Origin of the sequence: Paenibacillus sp. FSL H8-0104, from assembly GCF_038050215.1 — a bacterium.
In the GTDB taxonomy this organism is placed as follows: Bacteria; Bacillota; Bacilli; order Paenibacillales; family Paenibacillaceae; genus Paenibacillus; species Paenibacillus amylolyticus.
Genome location: NZ_JBBOTC010000001.1, coordinates 2,380,901 through 2,395,968, shown reverse-complemented (window position 1 = coordinate 2,395,968; position 15,068 = coordinate 2,380,901). Strand labels below are relative to the sequence as shown.

The 15,068-nt window shown below is 45.8% G+C and carries 12 protein-coding genes; 1 reads left to right on the top strand and 11 read right to left on the bottom strand.

Annotated features, from left to right (window positions below):
• Positions 1-35: 35 nt before the first annotated feature.
• From NST38_RS10885 to NST38_RS10855, 7 genes are all read right to left on the bottom strand, one after another.
• Positions 36-1,790 (bottom strand): sensor histidine kinase, encoded by a 1,755-nt coding sequence (locus NST38_RS10885; RefSeq protein ID WP_036670219.1) that lies wholly within the window; start codon positions 1,788-1,790, stop codon positions 36-38.
• Between the two features lie 300 nt (positions 1,791-2,090).
• On the bottom strand, positions 2,091-2,651 hold the full coding sequence (locus NST38_RS10880; protein WP_341343964.1) for a hypothetical protein: 561 nt from the start codon (positions 2,649-2,651) through the stop codon (positions 2,091-2,093).
• Between the two features lie 319 nt (positions 2,652-2,970).
• Positions 2,971-4,500 (bottom strand): ABC transporter substrate-binding protein, encoded by a 1,530-nt coding sequence (locus NST38_RS10875; protein ID WP_036609560.1) that lies wholly within the window; start codon positions 4,498-4,500, stop codon positions 2,971-2,973.
• A 133-nt stretch (positions 4,501-4,633) separates the two neighbouring features.
• Positions 4,634-5,542 (bottom strand): carbohydrate ABC transporter permease, encoded by a 909-nt coding sequence (locus tag NST38_RS10870; RefSeq protein WP_017689303.1) that lies wholly within the window; start codon positions 5,540-5,542, stop codon positions 4,634-4,636.
• A 17-nt stretch (positions 5,543-5,559) separates the two neighbouring features.
• A complete protein-coding gene (locus NST38_RS10865) occupies positions 5,560-6,546 on the bottom strand; it encodes an ABC transporter permease (protein WP_076208980.1) in 987 nt (328 codons plus the stop codon).
• 180 nt (positions 6,547-6,726) lie between these two features.
• Positions 6,727-8,340: a response regulator transcription factor gene (locus tag NST38_RS10860; protein WP_076249869.1), complete on the bottom strand. Its 1,614-nt coding sequence runs from the start codon at positions 8,338-8,340 to the stop codon at positions 6,727-6,729.
• Positions 8,315-10,114, bottom strand: a complete 1,800-nt coding sequence (locus NST38_RS10855; RefSeq protein WP_076249870.1) for a sensor histidine kinase — start codon at positions 10,112-10,114, stop codon at positions 8,315-8,317. The genes NST38_RS10860 and NST38_RS10855 overlap by 26 nt, the downstream gene beginning before the upstream one ends.
• A gap of 399 nt (positions 10,115-10,513) precedes the next feature.
• On the opposite strand from NST38_RS10855, the gene NST38_RS10850 reads away from it, so the two are divergent.
• Entirely contained in the window at positions 10,514-11,956 is a 1,443-nt protein-coding gene (locus NST38_RS10850; RefSeq protein ID WP_076249871.1) for a hypothetical protein, read from the top strand.
• Between the two features lie 222 nt (positions 11,957-12,178).
• Here the strand turns inward: NST38_RS10850 and NST38_RS10845 are convergent, their stop codons facing one another.
• The 4 genes from NST38_RS10845 to NST38_RS10830 all read right to left on the bottom strand — a co-directional run bounded on the left by NST38_RS10845 (position 12,179) and on the right by NST38_RS10830 (position 14,995).
• Positions 12,179-12,778: a DUF4269 domain-containing protein gene (locus NST38_RS10845; protein ID WP_083684245.1), complete on the bottom strand. Its 600-nt coding sequence runs from the start codon at positions 12,776-12,778 to the stop codon at positions 12,179-12,181.
• Positions 12,779-12,780: 2 nt separating this feature from the next.
• Positions 12,781-12,987, bottom strand: coding sequence for a YwbE family protein (locus NST38_RS10840; RefSeq protein WP_076249872.1), 207 nt, complete (start codon positions 12,985-12,987; stop codon positions 12,781-12,783).
• 214 nt (positions 12,988-13,201) lie between these two features.
• Positions 13,202-13,990, bottom strand: a complete 789-nt coding sequence (locus NST38_RS10835; RefSeq protein ID WP_076249873.1) for a polysaccharide deacetylase family protein — start codon at positions 13,988-13,990, stop codon at positions 13,202-13,204.
• Positions 13,991-14,056: 66 nt separating this feature from the next.
• Positions 14,057-14,995 carry an aldo/keto reductase gene (locus tag NST38_RS10830; RefSeq protein WP_076249874.1) on the bottom strand — a complete coding sequence of 313 codons (939 nt, stop codon included), beginning with the start codon at positions 14,993-14,995 and terminating at the stop codon, positions 14,057-14,059.
• Positions 14,996-15,068 lie beyond the last annotated feature (73 nt).

Below are 15,068 nucleotides of genomic sequence, written 5' to 3'. Positions count from 1 at the left end.
TGCAAATGGATTCCATCGCTACACATTCCAAGTGCTTATCCTTCATTCTCCAGAAGAAACTCCTGTTCGGCAGGCCATGACAGCGTTACGCGTAATCCACCAAGTTCCGATTCCGTTACACCCAGCCCTGCCTGCTCCCCATATCGAAGCTGGAGTCTCTGATTCACATTCCACAGGCCACAGCCCATCTCCTGATCCATCGTTCCCCTGAGCTTATTCAGAAGCGCCTCACGTGCCTCCTGCGTCATGCCTTGCCCATCATCTTCAACGACAAGAACCATGACACCGCCCTGTTTTTCCCCTGATACTCTTATTTCTCCGGCCTCCGCGTCCGCTTCGATACCGTGAATCACCGCATTCTCCACTAGTGGTTGCACGATGAGTGGCGGTACCTCCTGTCTTAACATCTCATCAGACAGATCAATTTTGTAATGAATGCGGTCCATACGCATCCGTTGGATCTCCAGATAACAGCTGACAAATTCAATCTCTTCTGTCAACGGTACCACGTCCCGCTCCTGTCTTGTTGTATACCGATAATATCGCGATAGATTATGCGACATCGCTACAACAGCGTCCATACGCTTGAGTTTCGCCATACTTGTAATGAAGGAGAAACAATTATAGAAAAAGTGCGGGTTAATCTGCGATTGCAGCTGCTTCAACCGAGCTTCACGTACATGAATCTGTTCCAGGTAAACGTGTTCAAATAACTGCTGGATCTGCTCCACCATCAAGTTGAAACGTTCGGACAGGAAACTGAATTCATTGCGGCCCTTTGGCTTAATCCTCACTGAATAATCCTCCTGCTTCAATCGCTGGAACCCACGAATGAGTTGTTTCACTGGTACCTGCACCTGTACATAGAACAAATACGCCACACCAAAACTCATTAACAACAAACAAATCATGGAAGAATAGAACAGCATATTGGATTGATGAATGGGCTTCAGAATATCTGATAGCGGCATATAGTCCACCAAATACCAGCCTGTTGTACTGGATTTCACAGTGTTGACCATATATGGCTCGTTCCCGATCACTACTGTACGATTATCAACGTCCTGAAGTTTATGGATGGACAGTTCTTCCATCAACTGATTCGTTAATGAACGATCTGAAGTCCGGTTATAGATAACACCCGATTCTTCACGGAAATAGAAGGGGTCATGCCTGCCATCGTCTTTGAATTTGTCGAGCATATCCCGAATGTTGTCACTATCAAACTCCAGTTTAATAATCGTTTCTGCATTATTAGCCGGGTCTTTAATACCGTATGGAGATACCGTAATCCAGCTAAACATGAACCGATCATCTTCCCCATCCTGAATTTTGCGTACATCCCAGCCGGAAATGATATTTTCCCTTAGCGCTTCTTTATCGTAAGAACGTGCGTCCCTTTCGGAAACCACCCTGCCCAGCGAAGGAGAATACAGATATAATTTCGTGGCCCAATTGGATGAGCTTTCCTGAATACTCAGCTTATTCTGAATACGTTTGACCAGGTTGATCGCATCCAGATCAAAGTAGTTACTGTCCGCATAGATTCGCCGGAAGCTGCCAATATCAGGATCATGTATGAGCAGATTCGGCCATGAGGATAACAGTTCGATGTGTGTGTTCACTTGATTTTGGAAAAATTCAAGCTGGTTACTATTTGATCGATTCAACTCATCTCTGAGAACAGCTGTTGTTTTGTGATTGGAGTACCAGTACAAAAGCACTACCGGAATCAGCATAATCAGAATAAGAATGACCATTTTGGAAAACAGGTTTGTCCGATATGACATCTTTTCATCTCACCTTGTCTTAATTTGTCGTGACATTAATTGTAATGATGTAAGCGCTAAAGACAAACTATTTTTTTTGAGACAAACCGATTCATTATCTAGCGTAAGCGTTACCAATTCAAGGGGGAAGGAGATAAAACCAATATTTCTGCACTAAATGCAACTTCCACGCACAAAAAGAGCCAGCGATTAGCCAGCTCTCTATCTAATTTCAGTATATATCTTTAATCGTTCTATTCAACTCAAACTTTATTCCACTTCTGTTTATGTAATTATTCTTTTTTTCTATGAAAATATCAACTATGGAATATCATAATCAAATACCGTATTCGCTCCGTCCACGCCTACATCCAGCACAATATCCATAAGTTTCCCATTGACGAACAGAGGGGATTCCGCTTTCCCGTAAAACTCCAACTTACCTGTAAACGTTCCATGGCGTTCAATCTCAACATGTACGGGCCTTAATTGGACAGACTGCAAGGCTTCCAATAGTGGATCGTCCTTAAACTTATAACTGCGTGCGAGATCAGGCAATAACACGGCGGATACGGAATCTCTGCCGTAATTTTTGAGTGTCAGATCACAGGTTGCTCGGGTCTCACCCGTTTTCAGCACGTTAAAGGTACAAGAACTTGCATTCTGTACATAGGATACCGCATTAATGCCTGAAGCTCCCCACTTGGCTACATACATGAATTTATCCGTCATGTACGAATAACTGAGAACGATAGCGATAACTACGATCCATAACCCTTTTGCAAGAGCGGGGAATGATTTCCCGATTTCTTTGCGAGTAAGGTAGAATCCACACGCGAATATCCCCAATCCGATGAAAAGTGTGATATGAACTCCACTCAAGTAAGATGTAGTATACGGTGATATACCTATTGCTGACAGCATGGTATCTCCAACAGAAAAACCAAGATGATGGTTACATGTAAAGATAATAGCAAAAAGCAATAAAGCCCCTGAGAACACAAATCTGGTTCTCGACACACGAACACCCCCTAATCAACCACCTTATTATATCATATTTTTCCTATTTATGATTAACAATCCAAATCAAAAAAACAACATAAAAAGAACGCCTTCGGTTGTTTACCGAAAACGTCCTCCATTTTCACCGCTGACAAGAGCTTGTAGTAACACAGGTCTCTCTGTCATGGCTGACGATCATTTATTGCTTAGACAAGAATGCATCGAGTTGTTCCTGTTTGGCTGCAATAATTTTATCAATTCCTGCTGCTTTCAATTTCTCCAGATATTTCGGAATCATCTCATTTGGATCAACGGCGCCCGATGTCATACCCGGCTTGAACTGTTTGTTCACGTTGTTGACCGCAGCAATTTCATTTTTGACAGATTGGCTGTTGAATGTAAAGCCCAGTGCTGGAGACTTGACACCTTTGGCGTTAAATTCTTTGAACTTCTCCCATTTCTGTGGATCTTCATTATCCCAGAGGAAGTTCAGGAACTGGTTACCAAGCTGCCATTGGGCACCTGGGTTATAGGTACGACTGTTGGCATCTACGCCATCAGGGAGAGCAATGATATTATCCTGTCCGTCTTTTTTCACATAATGTGTACCTTCAATTCCGAAGTTCAGCAAGTTGTTAATTTCCTTGTCGGAATGCAGCAGGTTAATGACCTGCATCGCTTTCTCGGGTTGCTCGGAAGAACGGGAGATCGCGAGCATCGCTCCAGATGCATCACCCGTCGTGATTGTCGGCTGTGTCATCTCAATCTGAGTGAGTGGGAAACCCACATACCCTTCTTCTTCTTTATCCTTGCCTGGCTTCATGCCATCCGTCCAGAGAAACGCTTTTCCAGCCTTCGCCTGGTCTTTCGGGAACACATTGGACGTAGCAGCATCACTGTTGATATATCCCGCTTGATACCACTTGCGAGCGAGTTCAGCCGCTTCTTTGAATTCTGGGGTCTCCACTTCATTCAGCACCGTTGTTCCGCCTGCTGTTTTGGAGATAACTCCAGGTACGGAAGCATCACCGAGATAATCCCAATCCAGATTCTCCAACAGCCCGTTACCATTGGTATTGGACATATAGAATGGTGTGATGGCTGGCTCGTTTTCCTTGATTGTTTTGAGAAGTGGCTCCAGATCAGCCCATGTCTTTACAGCTGTCAGGTCCAGTTTATACTTGTCAGCCAGATCTTTACGTACCAACACACCACGTGTGGCAGCAAGTTCCTTATTCGTAGGAACGCCGTAATTCACGCCGTCCACCTGGGAACCTTCCAGAAAGGCAGGGTCCAGGTTTTTCTTAATATCCTGACCATGTGCATCAAGCAGATCATTCAAGGGCAAGAATGCGCCTTTAGCTACATTCACCGTGTAGTTCTGCCAAGCTGCTGTGAAGATAATGTCTGATTTTTCACCTGAAGAAATCATGAGATTCAGCTTGTTATCCCACTGTCCCCAGTCAATCGCATTGATCTTAAGCGTGGCTCCGATCTTTGGTTCCATCTTTTTGTTAATCTCGGCTTCCACCAGAGCGACATCCTTCTGTGGTGTCCCTGGGTAGAACAGTGTCACTTCATAGGGTTTGCCCCCACCTTCACTTGCTCCTCCGCCTTCTGCGCCAGGTGTTGTTGTTCCACCCTTGTCTGATGAGCAAGCTGCCAGCACCAGGCTCAGCGCCATAACCGTTGCCATCATGCGTGACCATACCTTTAATGATCTAACCAATTGAACCCCTCCTGTCATGTGTTGAAACATTCAACCGAATTCCCCAATTCACAAATAAACCGATAACTACTTCTGTATATGCCCTTTCAGTCCATCTTCATTTACCTTGCCCACTCCGCTAACCGGTTCAGAGTTATCCCTTCACAGCGCCAACCGTAAGACCTTTGATGAAATAACGCTGGAAGAACGGATATGCCAGTACAATTGGACCAATACCGACTACAGCCATCGCCATTTGCAGAGTTTTGTTAGGCAGATTGAGCAATCCACCCTGCGACGAAATCTGTGAAGAGACGTTGGAGTTGGTTGTTAAATATTGAATATCGAGCAGCGTCCGGTACATAAGGTACTGAAGGCTGATCGTCCGGTTATCTGATATAAAAATCATGCTAAGGTACCAGTCATTCCAGTAATTCAATGTACTGAACAACGCAACGGTTGCCATTACGGGAAGAGAGAGCGGAAGCACGATACGTGCAAACGTTCTCAATTCTCCCGCACCATCAATCCGAGCCGATTCCAGAATAGACACCGGAATGGAGTTCGCGAAGAATGTACGCATGACCAGTACAAAGAATGGAGATAGCAGTAGCGGCATAATGAGTGCCAGTAGGGAGTTTTTTAGATCCAATACGTTGACATAGACCAGGTACCAAGGTACCAGACCCCCGTTGAACAACATCGTGAAGAAGATGAAAAAGGCGAACCAGCCCCGGTAAGGCAGATCTCTCCGTGAGAGCGGATACGCATACAATGCGGTCAGCGCAACACTTGTAATGGTACCTACAACGGTAACGATAAAGGATATACCATACGAGTGAATGATCTGATCCATATCTCTGAACAGAAACTCATAAGCCGTCAGGCTGAACTTCTCTGGAATAAGCTTATATCCATTGGCAATGACTGTTGTCTCGTCCGAAAATGAGATGGCGAAGACAAGCAGGATCGGCACGATACAGGCAATGGCATAGAATAGAAACATCGCATGAATAACGGATGCGGAACGCTTCGATACGGCTAGTGGATCACGTGATTTCACAGCTGACTTGCCTCCTCTCAAAATAATGCATTATCTTTATCTATTCGCCTTACGATGGTATTGGATACAAGAACCAGCACAAATCCAACGATTGCTTGGTATAGACCGGCTGCTGATGACATCCCGATATCTCCACCGATAAGGAACGTACGATATACGTAGGTATCCAGTACATTCGTTACAGGGAACAGCGCTCCCGATTCCAATGGAACCTGATAGAACAGACTGAAGTCTGCATAGAATATACGGCCAATTTGCAATAACGTCATAATGACGATTAATGGGACGAGAAACGGAATGGTGATGAAACGTATCTGATGCCATTTTGTTGCTCCATCAAGCACAGCTGCTTCATAATATTCTTCATCGATACCCACGACAGCTGCCAGATAAATGACGGCATAATATCCAATATTCTTCCATGTGTTCACCAGTGGCAAAATATACGGCCAATACTTCGGCTCTGAATACCAATCGATCGGCTGACCGCCGAACATCTGTAGAATCGTTGAGTTCATGAAACCTGAATCCTTGCCCAGGAAAGCCAGTACCAGATAACTGACCACAATCATGGACAGGAAATACGGTAATAACATAAGTGATTGATATAACTTGGACATTGCCTTGTTCTTCACTTCATTGAGCAGAATAGCAAGCCCGACACCTACAAAGAGATTCAGTGCAATAAACACGGTGTTATACGCGAGTGTATTTCGGGTAATTTCCCATGCATCACTGGTTGAGAACAAATATTTGAAATTGTCCCACCCACTCCATGGGCTACCCCAAATACCATCAGCATAGTTTACATTTTTGAATGCGATCAGAACGCCGAACATCGGCATATAGTTGTTCACCAGCAGAAACAGGACACCTGGCAAGAACATGAGATACAGCACCTTGAATTTGCCAAGATTGTGCCACACAGACTTGCGCTTTCGGACTGTTTCTCCCGGTATTTCCGATATCCGTACTCCCTTACCCGCCTGGGGTTGTGTCTTCATAACTTGTTCTCCCTCACTCCTCTTGAATTCTTCCTCAGGATGAAGCTCCGTTGCGGCTCCTGTGGTTCAAGTATACGGCGGGGCGAGTAAGACCTCTATCTGCTGTGGTGACCTGTTGACTTATCAAATTATGACTTTAGATCCAGAAAAAACAAAAGACGCAGCATGCTGCGCCCTGAACTATACGGTACGTGACTGTTTTCGAAACTCCTGTGGCGTTATACCCGTGCACTTTTTGAACATTTTGGTGAAATGCGAGTAATTGTAGTACCCCACCTTGCCAGCGATATCCGTCACTTTGACGGTGGACTGGGACAACAATGTCTTCGCTTTGGCTACTCTGCCCTGCAGGATAAACTCAGATAGGGACATCCCCTTCTCTTTCCGAAACAGACGTGATAGATAAGCGGGATTGAATCCGGCAAAAGCTGCAAGCTCCTCTCGCATAAGTTCTTCACCAATATGAGTTTCAATATAAACGCACAACTGATCCACAATGGTCATGGGGCTGTGATCGTCCGGGTACAATACCGGGATAACACGATCAATCAGATCAGCCGTCCACTGTTTCAACTGCGGCAACGACCTTGTCACCATACTCTCTTCCGGCTCCCGTTCACCCGGATAAAGACTGCGTATTGACACGTTTTTCTGATGAAGCAGCGGATAGACCACATGCAGCATGGCATGATAGTAGAGATGCAGCATTTCAGGAGACAAACCCTCCTGGGCAGCAAGCAACTCAAAAATCTCATCCACACGTTCTCGCAAATCTCCTACTTTACCTGTCTCAAAAAGAATAGATAATTCCGAAAACCATGGAATAGGCAAAAAGCGATCTTCCTGATCTCTTCCCCGCTCATCATAGACAAAAACTTCTTCAAGCTCCTTAATATTGCGCCGTTCCATATCCATCAGTTCATTTAACATGCCTTGCAACTCAGTTACAGCAACCGGGGCACCAACATAACAGGACAACCGACAGTAGAAATACGTACCACATTCCTGAATATATCCCTGACAACGTTGTGCCACTTCGCTCGCACTTGGAATGATGCCATCTTGCTCATAAGCAAGCACAATATTTAATCCACTTTGATCCTGAAACACCTCACCGGGCTTGTCGCCAAGCAGCATCTCTTTGGCTGCATTACGAAGGGCATATTCCAATACCTCTTCGTCACGCAAATCAAAATCACGCACCCATTCCTCTACTGAGATCACAATAGGTAACACACGAGCATGCGGATCAATCTCGGCACCATACAGTTCTGCGAGCTCTTGCAACCGTTGTTCGGTTAACGTGATACGCTGAGAGATGGCATCTTTCCAGAAGCGTTCCGTCAGTAGCGGTTTATGGGTTTTCCAGCGTTTGTATACGGTCTCATAAACTTCGTTGGTACGGGTACGCTGCTCTCCATCCTTGATCTTCTCCACCGCCTGGGTTACTACCTTAATCAATTGATCCGCTGGAGCCGGCTTCAACACATAATCAAAGCTGTTTAGCTTAATGGCTGTCTGAGCATAATCGAATAAAGCATGCCCTGTCAGGAAAATGGTCATTATACCTGGATCATGTTTTAACACCCAACTTTGCAGGTCAAGCCCTGTTTCACCAGGCATCTCGATATCACAGATCATGATATCAATAGCATTAGCCTTTAAAATCTTTCTTGCCTCTTCGGCATCACCAGCACTGTATACCTGGTCAATGCCTGCTGCTTGCCAATCGACCCCTTCCACCATCGCTTGTAATGCATACACTTCATCATCCACGATCAACAGGTTCCGCATAGGCTCCCCCTTCTTCCTCTTCGGTCTGAGCGGGTAAATCAATGATGACTTTGGCGCCATGATCCACCTCATTGCCAAACTGCAAACTGGCTTGATCACCATACTTCACTAAAAGCCGATGAGCCACGTTCCATATACCGATATGCTGTCCACTCGGATCTTCAGCGTATTGTCCATGTTGCAGACGCCCCAACAATTCCTCTTCAAATCCAACACCATTGTCCACAATCATCAGTTGAAGCACCGTCCCATCGACCTGACCGGATGACTTCTCACCGAGGCGCGCCACGATCCGAATGACAAATGCTTGTGTCCGGCGCTGAAATCCATGAATAATGGCATTCTCCACAAAAGGCTGAATGGTTAATGGCGGAATCACATAATGTCCCAGATTCGGCTCAACATCCAGTTCAAAATCGAATCTGCTTGGAAACCTCAGCTTTTGAATTTCTAAGTAATGACGAATGTGCTCGAGCTCTTCATCCAGACGAATAACACGTTTGCCTGCACGCAGACTGAATCGAAAATAATCGGCCAGATGACCAGCCATCTGCTGCACCAACTCATGTTTTTGCAAGGAAGCCAGACTATGAATAATATTGAGTGAATTCAGGTAAAAGTGAGGATTGATCTGCATCTGCAGTTGTTTGAACTCTGCCTCCCGCGTCCGCAACTGTTCCTCATACACATCAATCTTCAGATGCCTGATCTCACTGGTCATTTGATTGAAACTTCGTGTCATAAATTCAAGCTCCGACGAAGATGGCGGGTCCAGCTTCACATCGAGATCTCCACGGCTCACCCTTCTCATGCCTCGGATTAACGCATTCATCGGGCGGAATAACAGATGCCGCAAAAAGATCAGTGCGGTAACCAGAATTACTGCCGCACCAATGGGAAGCAGACGAATGATCTGCTGGAAAAACGGGAGGTTACGCATCATGTCTTCCTCAGGCAGCAGCACGATATAATTCATCTGGGACATGGCCGAGGCAGTACCCAACATCAAATATTGACGTGCTTCTCCCTTGTTCACAACTTCAGAGATCACCTGATACGGATTCTTCAGGCCGGGAAGATGCGCTGCAGCCAGCTGAATCTGTGCAGTATTCAATGTGGAATCCGATAGTGCCCCACCGTCTGTTCCAACAATGACTGCACCTCCCCGATCTCCGGATTCAGTGAATTGTTGTGTATGATTCAGTGCATTCATATCAACAAGTGCACCTGCATAGAACTGCTGGTTGATTCGCACCGTTTTCACCAGCGCATTCCACGTCCCGCCACGCACGATGCTCCATTCCGGCTTCTGGATATCCCCTTCCAATTGCTGCATCTGGACTGGCATACTCTCCTGCACAACCGACTTTTTGACATCATAATTGCCTGAAGTGGCGAGCAGCAGATCATCATTCACGGCATCATATAGAAAAAAAGAATCGATTAGATTATAAAAACCGATATCTGTCATGAATTTGTTCATAATCCGTTGCTTTGCAATGATATAATCACCGCTGCCGTATTTCAGAAAAAACAGAGAGATAATATCCGGGTCCCGCTCGCCCAGACTATATAAATACCGATTCGTCTCCTGTAACACACGTTCATTCTGCTCCACACTCTTGGCGAGATGATTCATATTGGTGAGGGATACTTTGTCACGTACAACTTTCATGGCGTAGACGTTGTTGTAATAAAGCAGCATGAATAATGGCAGCATGATCAATGTAAGACCCACTATAAATTTAAAACGAAGTGAACGGATAAAGCTCATGGATTATGGATTCCCGCCCTTTTAGAGGTAGTTCAAAAAGTCCGCTGTACTGAAACCAGACTTATTGAACACACACTTTATTTCAACATAGTTTTTTTCTATTTTCTTCCTTATGATGGCATGTTTATTGTAATCACCCCTGCTTGCCACTGTCTATGGGGTCCCGTGACCTTCACATATCAATTCTGGTGACTTCCATCCGCTCCAATTTCAAGAGTAACAAGCTTCATGTAGTAATAAATTCTCCAGTTGTAAAAAAAATCCTTCATTATTACTCAGAAGCTTCACCCTAAAAATAAATGCTGCGGCAAGCCCCGGACTCCACGAACGCCCGATCTTGACATGCATACGATATATCACTCCTCGGGTTAGTCACCAGGATGTAGGGAGGCCTGTTCGATGAATATTCAACTCACTGCGTTACACTATGTCTATCTGGCATTTATCGTCTTGATCATCGCAGTTATGATCCGGCGCAGGGACACCACCATCATCTGTGTTGCGGGTATTATGACCATTGGACTTCTGGCAACCGAAACCTTAAGCGGGTCAGTTGCTGGGATCTTCAGCAGTTTTATCTATGCAACAAAAGAATTGCTGAGTACAATCTTTATCATCTCAATTATTGTGGCAATGAGCCGTGTTCTGATCAGAACCGGCATTAATGAGGTCATGGTAACACCCGTCACCCGGTTTATCCGTTCTCCTCAGGTCGCGTATTGGGGTATCGGATTGATCATGATGGTAGTATCGCTATTTTTCTGGCCATCCCCGGCCGTAGCACTCGTTGGTGCAGTACTGCTTCCTGTAGCCGTGCGTGTAGGTCTTCCTCCGATTGGAGCTGCTATTGCGATGAACCTGTTTGGACATGGGATTGCACTGTCGGGAGATTACATTATTCAGGGGGCTCCTAAACTTACAGCTGATGCGGCGGGTATACCAGTCACTTCCGTCATGACGGCCAGCATTCCTTTGGTCATTGTCATGGGCACCGTATCTACACTTACAGCCTTCTGGATGCTGCGCAAAGAGATGAAATCAGGTTCACCTGTTCATTCCCCAAACGTTACATCAGGTACCGTGAGCACGGAACCTTCTTCTTCATCAGAGGCTGTGTCCACCTCCCTACCCACTGATCAGCCTGTTGAACGTCAAGCCATGTCACTCCGTTTGCAAAAAGCATTCGCTCTGCTTATCCCTCTGTTATTCGCAGTTGATGTGATTCTGATGTTTGTATTGAAATTGCAAGGCGGCGACGCAACAGCTCTGATTGGCGGAACCGCTGTGGTTATACTGATCGCCGTTACCCTTGCCGCACACCGACATGCGGGACCAGAGGAAACGACCAATTATTTAATAGAAGGATTTCAGTTTGGTTTCAAGGTGTTTGGACCGGTTATTCCCATAGCCGCATTTTTTTATCTGGGAGATGCTGCGATTACGGAGTTGTTCATCAACCCTCTTCCTGAAGGTTCACACGGGATTGTGAATGATCTCGGGGTCGCACTTGCTGGGCTGGTGCCATTAAATGATACGGTGGGCGCGATTACAATGACGGTAACCGGAGCAGTGACCGGAATGGATGGTTCGGGGTTCTCGGGGATATCCCTGGTTGGCTCGATTGCATCCATGTTTGCAGGTTCGGCAGATTCCGCACCTGTACTGACAGCATTAGGTCAGGTTGCAGCCATATGGGTAGGTGGTGGAACCTTGATTCCATGGGCATTGATTCCTGCTGCTGCAATCTGCGGAGTCAATCCTTTTGAACTTGCAAGACGCAACCTGAAGCCTGTACTGCTGGGACTCACGGTAACAACAATTGTAGCCATCTTTCTGATCTGACCAAAGGTTATTTCCACTGACACTACGATGACAGAAGCACCTTCCAATCGCTGTTATTCCCAGATTTTTTTGATCCCCTTTCTCAAGGGGAAATCCGGTAATAGCGTATGCTTCCGATGCAGCTTTCTTTCAGAAAGCTTTTAGGCGACCGCTTCGCTTTTTCAGGTTCTTTCTGTCCTCTCCGTTATCGTGTAAATGATTAGTTCATCTCAAATAGACATTTTAAAAAGACGTGCGCGAACGCGCCCAGTTCCAGAGATCTTCACGTTTCATCTCTGCCAGATGCAGCATGTCCACATATGGATCTCCCTGTAGTCCAAGTACAGAAGCAAAAGCAGGCTCCGTCTTCCACCCTGCCTGTTTTAGTCTGCGGATCTCACGGTGTCCCGCGTCTCCCCACAGTTGCAACAATCTCCACTCTACGATCATATGTAGGTATGCATTCTGCCTGTAAACTGGAACGGATTGGGCAAAAATCTCCACAGGCCAATGTCCCACTTGCAAATTACAAGTCATATAAGGACGTTGGTCTGGAAGATCCCCACCACGTACACATTGAAATTCAGTAACGGCTCCGATTCGATTGTATACCTCGGCTTCAAACACATCCAGATCCTCTGCATAACACAGCAGATCCAGATCACTGCCCGGAATATCAATATCAATTGGCACCGTTCCTGCTGGATATGGGTGATAGTCAGCTAATATATCGAGCAATCCACTGCTCTGTAACACATGATAGGCGTCCTGCTGACGTGTATTACCCGAAGCCAGATGTGCCATTACTTCTGCCGTATTACTCATCTCCCCGTCTTGGGCCACAGTTAGTTCGAGCCTCCTGTAATGACCTGTTTCACACGTCCCACATGACCACTCGTCAGTCGTACTTTGATTCCGTGTGGATGCGTAGGTGACTTGGTTAACAGATCCTTCACAATGCCACGTGTCAGCTTACCTGTAGCTTGATCCTGCTTCAGCACAATGTCCACTTCCAGACCTGGCTTAATATTTACGCGTTGTTGTCCATTCATTATGTTCACTCTCCTCTATGTCGTAATTCATATCTTGTATACTATATAACCCTTAAACACAAAGCTCCATCTATTGTAGACGTTTTGGTTTCAAAACAAAAGGGACACGGCAATAACCTCCTACGCCTGATTCCATGGTTGATATGAAGACCAAGATAAAGAAACCGCAGGTCTCTTCATCTGAGACCTACGGTTTCTAATTGGATTACCATGTTCAGGGCTTTACGTTCTTCAACGAAGAAGAAGGTGAAGTCCCATCCTTCGCGGCTTCGCGTGCCTTTACAGCAAGTAGCTCAGACACCGTAACGAATTGGTACCCCTGCTGCTGCAGTTTCGGCAGGATCGTTTTGAGTGCTGCTACCGTATGCGACTTGCCTTCCACCTTATCGTGAAAAAGTACAATATCCCCATTACGTGCGTTCTTCAACACTTTGTTAACGATAGCCGATACACCTGGAGAAGCCCAGTCCCGTGTATCCTGATGCCAAGACCAGAGTACAATGGTATACCCTTTTTGTTTGGCAGCCTGGATGACCATGTCATTGTAATAGCCGCCCGGTGGTCTGAACAACAGGGGACGCTCCGCGCCAGCTTTAATAATGGAACTTTCTGTTTCGTTCATATCCTTCATGTACTTTTCCGCACGTGTTGATCGAACTGCATACGTGTGCGCATACGTATGGTTGGCGATTTCATGCCCTTCGAGCTGTTCCTGCTTAATCAGTTTAGGAAATTTATCTGCCCATTTGCCAAGTACAAAAAAAGTTCCTTTAGCATGATACTGCTGTAACAAAGCCAGGATCTGCGGAGTCTGAATCGGATCTGGTCCATCATCAAAGGTAAGGGCGATGAGTTTATCCTGTGTGGGAACTTCCCACACAATCTCTCCTCGTTCCTCATAATACTGACGGTTCTTCTGTACAGGCTTCGCATAGGCAGAACTGCTACCCAGCAAAATAATTAGCGTGAACATTCCGATGACTCGGGCTGCCTTCAGGTTCATGTGGTGTCCTCACTTTGTCTTCATACGTAAACTCCCTGTTAGCATTTCCCGATTCACCCGAACTCATTAACGAAAGATCTGATCCACGACTGCAATTTCCTCAGCAGTTAATTCCACATTTAATGTTTGCAGATTGTTAGTGACCTGCTCTGGTCGCTTGGCACCCGGAATCAATGCATCAATAGAAGGCTGAGTCAGGTACCAGGCCAGAACCAGATGAGCGACCTCAACATCCTTGGATTGTGCTATGCTGCGCAGTTGCTCAACTTTATCGAGATTTTCAATGAAAGCTTCACCTGTGAACAGCGGGTTCTTTGCCCGTCCATCCTGAAAGGTTGTATCACGATTATATTTCCCGCCCAGCAGTCCCGCTGCCAGAGGGAAGTAAGGAACAAAAGAAATGTTATGCTCAGCCGTATACGGCAACAGCTCTTTTTCCGCATCTCTTTTGAACAGATTATATTCAGATTGCAGTACGTCTACATGCCCGTCCTTGTTGGCTTCACGCAACTGATCAATGGAGAAATTAGATACGCCAATGGCACGAATTTTGCCAGCGTCTTTTAAATGTTTTAACGTATCTACCGCTTCATCCTTAGGCGTATGTTCATCCGGAAAGTGGATGTAGAACAGATCAATGTAATCGGTTTGCAGACGTTTCAACGCCTCATCCACGGCTATTTTCAGAAAAGCAGGTGAGTTATCTATGACAATCTTGCCATCCACAAATTTATGAGCTGCCTTGGTTGCAATGATGGTATTCTGCCGCTGACCGGTTTCCTTCAGTACTTCACCAATCAGTCGTTCGGAATGCTCCGGTCCATAGATGTATGCCGTATCCAAAAAGTTAATACCTTGTTTTAAAGCTGTACGAACTACTTCCTTACCTGTCTCATCATCCAGCATGTCCGGATAGATATTATGTCCGCCTACTGCATTCGCACCCAGTCCAATGGGATTCACGATCAGATCCGTCTTGCCCAACCGAATTTGTTGTTCTGCCATGTCTCATCTCTCCTTCACTGATCGAATAAGTATAATTTAGTTGTAACGTCTTTCTTGTCCCATATTATATCAA

Coding starts and splice junctions, on each gene's coding strand:
- NST38_RS10830 (WP_076249874.1), bottom strand. CDS start 14,995: ATGGCAGAACAACAAATTCGGTTGGGCAAGACGGATCTGATCGTGAAT.
- NST38_RS10865 (WP_076208980.1), bottom strand. CDS start 6,546: ATGAAGACACAACCCCAGGCGGGTAAGGGAGTACGGATATCGGAAATA.
- NST38_RS10840 (WP_076249872.1), bottom strand. CDS start 12,987: ATGAATGGACAACAACGCGTAAATATTAAGCCAGGTCTGGAAGTGGAC.
- NST38_RS10855 (WP_076249870.1), bottom strand. CDS start 10,114: ATGAGCTTTATCCGTTCACTTCGTTTTAAATTTATAGTGGGTCTTACA.
- NST38_RS10860 (WP_076249869.1), bottom strand. CDS start 8,340: ATGCGGAACCTGTTGATCGTGGATGATGAAGTGTATGCATTACAAGCG.
- NST38_RS10850 (WP_076249871.1), top strand. CDS start 10,514: ATGAATATTCAACTCACTGCGTTACACTATGTCTATCTGGCATTTATC.
- NST38_RS10835 (WP_076249873.1), bottom strand. CDS start 13,990: ATGAACCTGAAGGCAGCCCGAGTCATCGGAATGTTCACGCTAATTATT.
- NST38_RS10885 (WP_036670219.1), bottom strand. CDS start 1,790: ATGTCATATCGGACAAACCTGTTTTCCAAAATGGTCATTCTTATTCTG.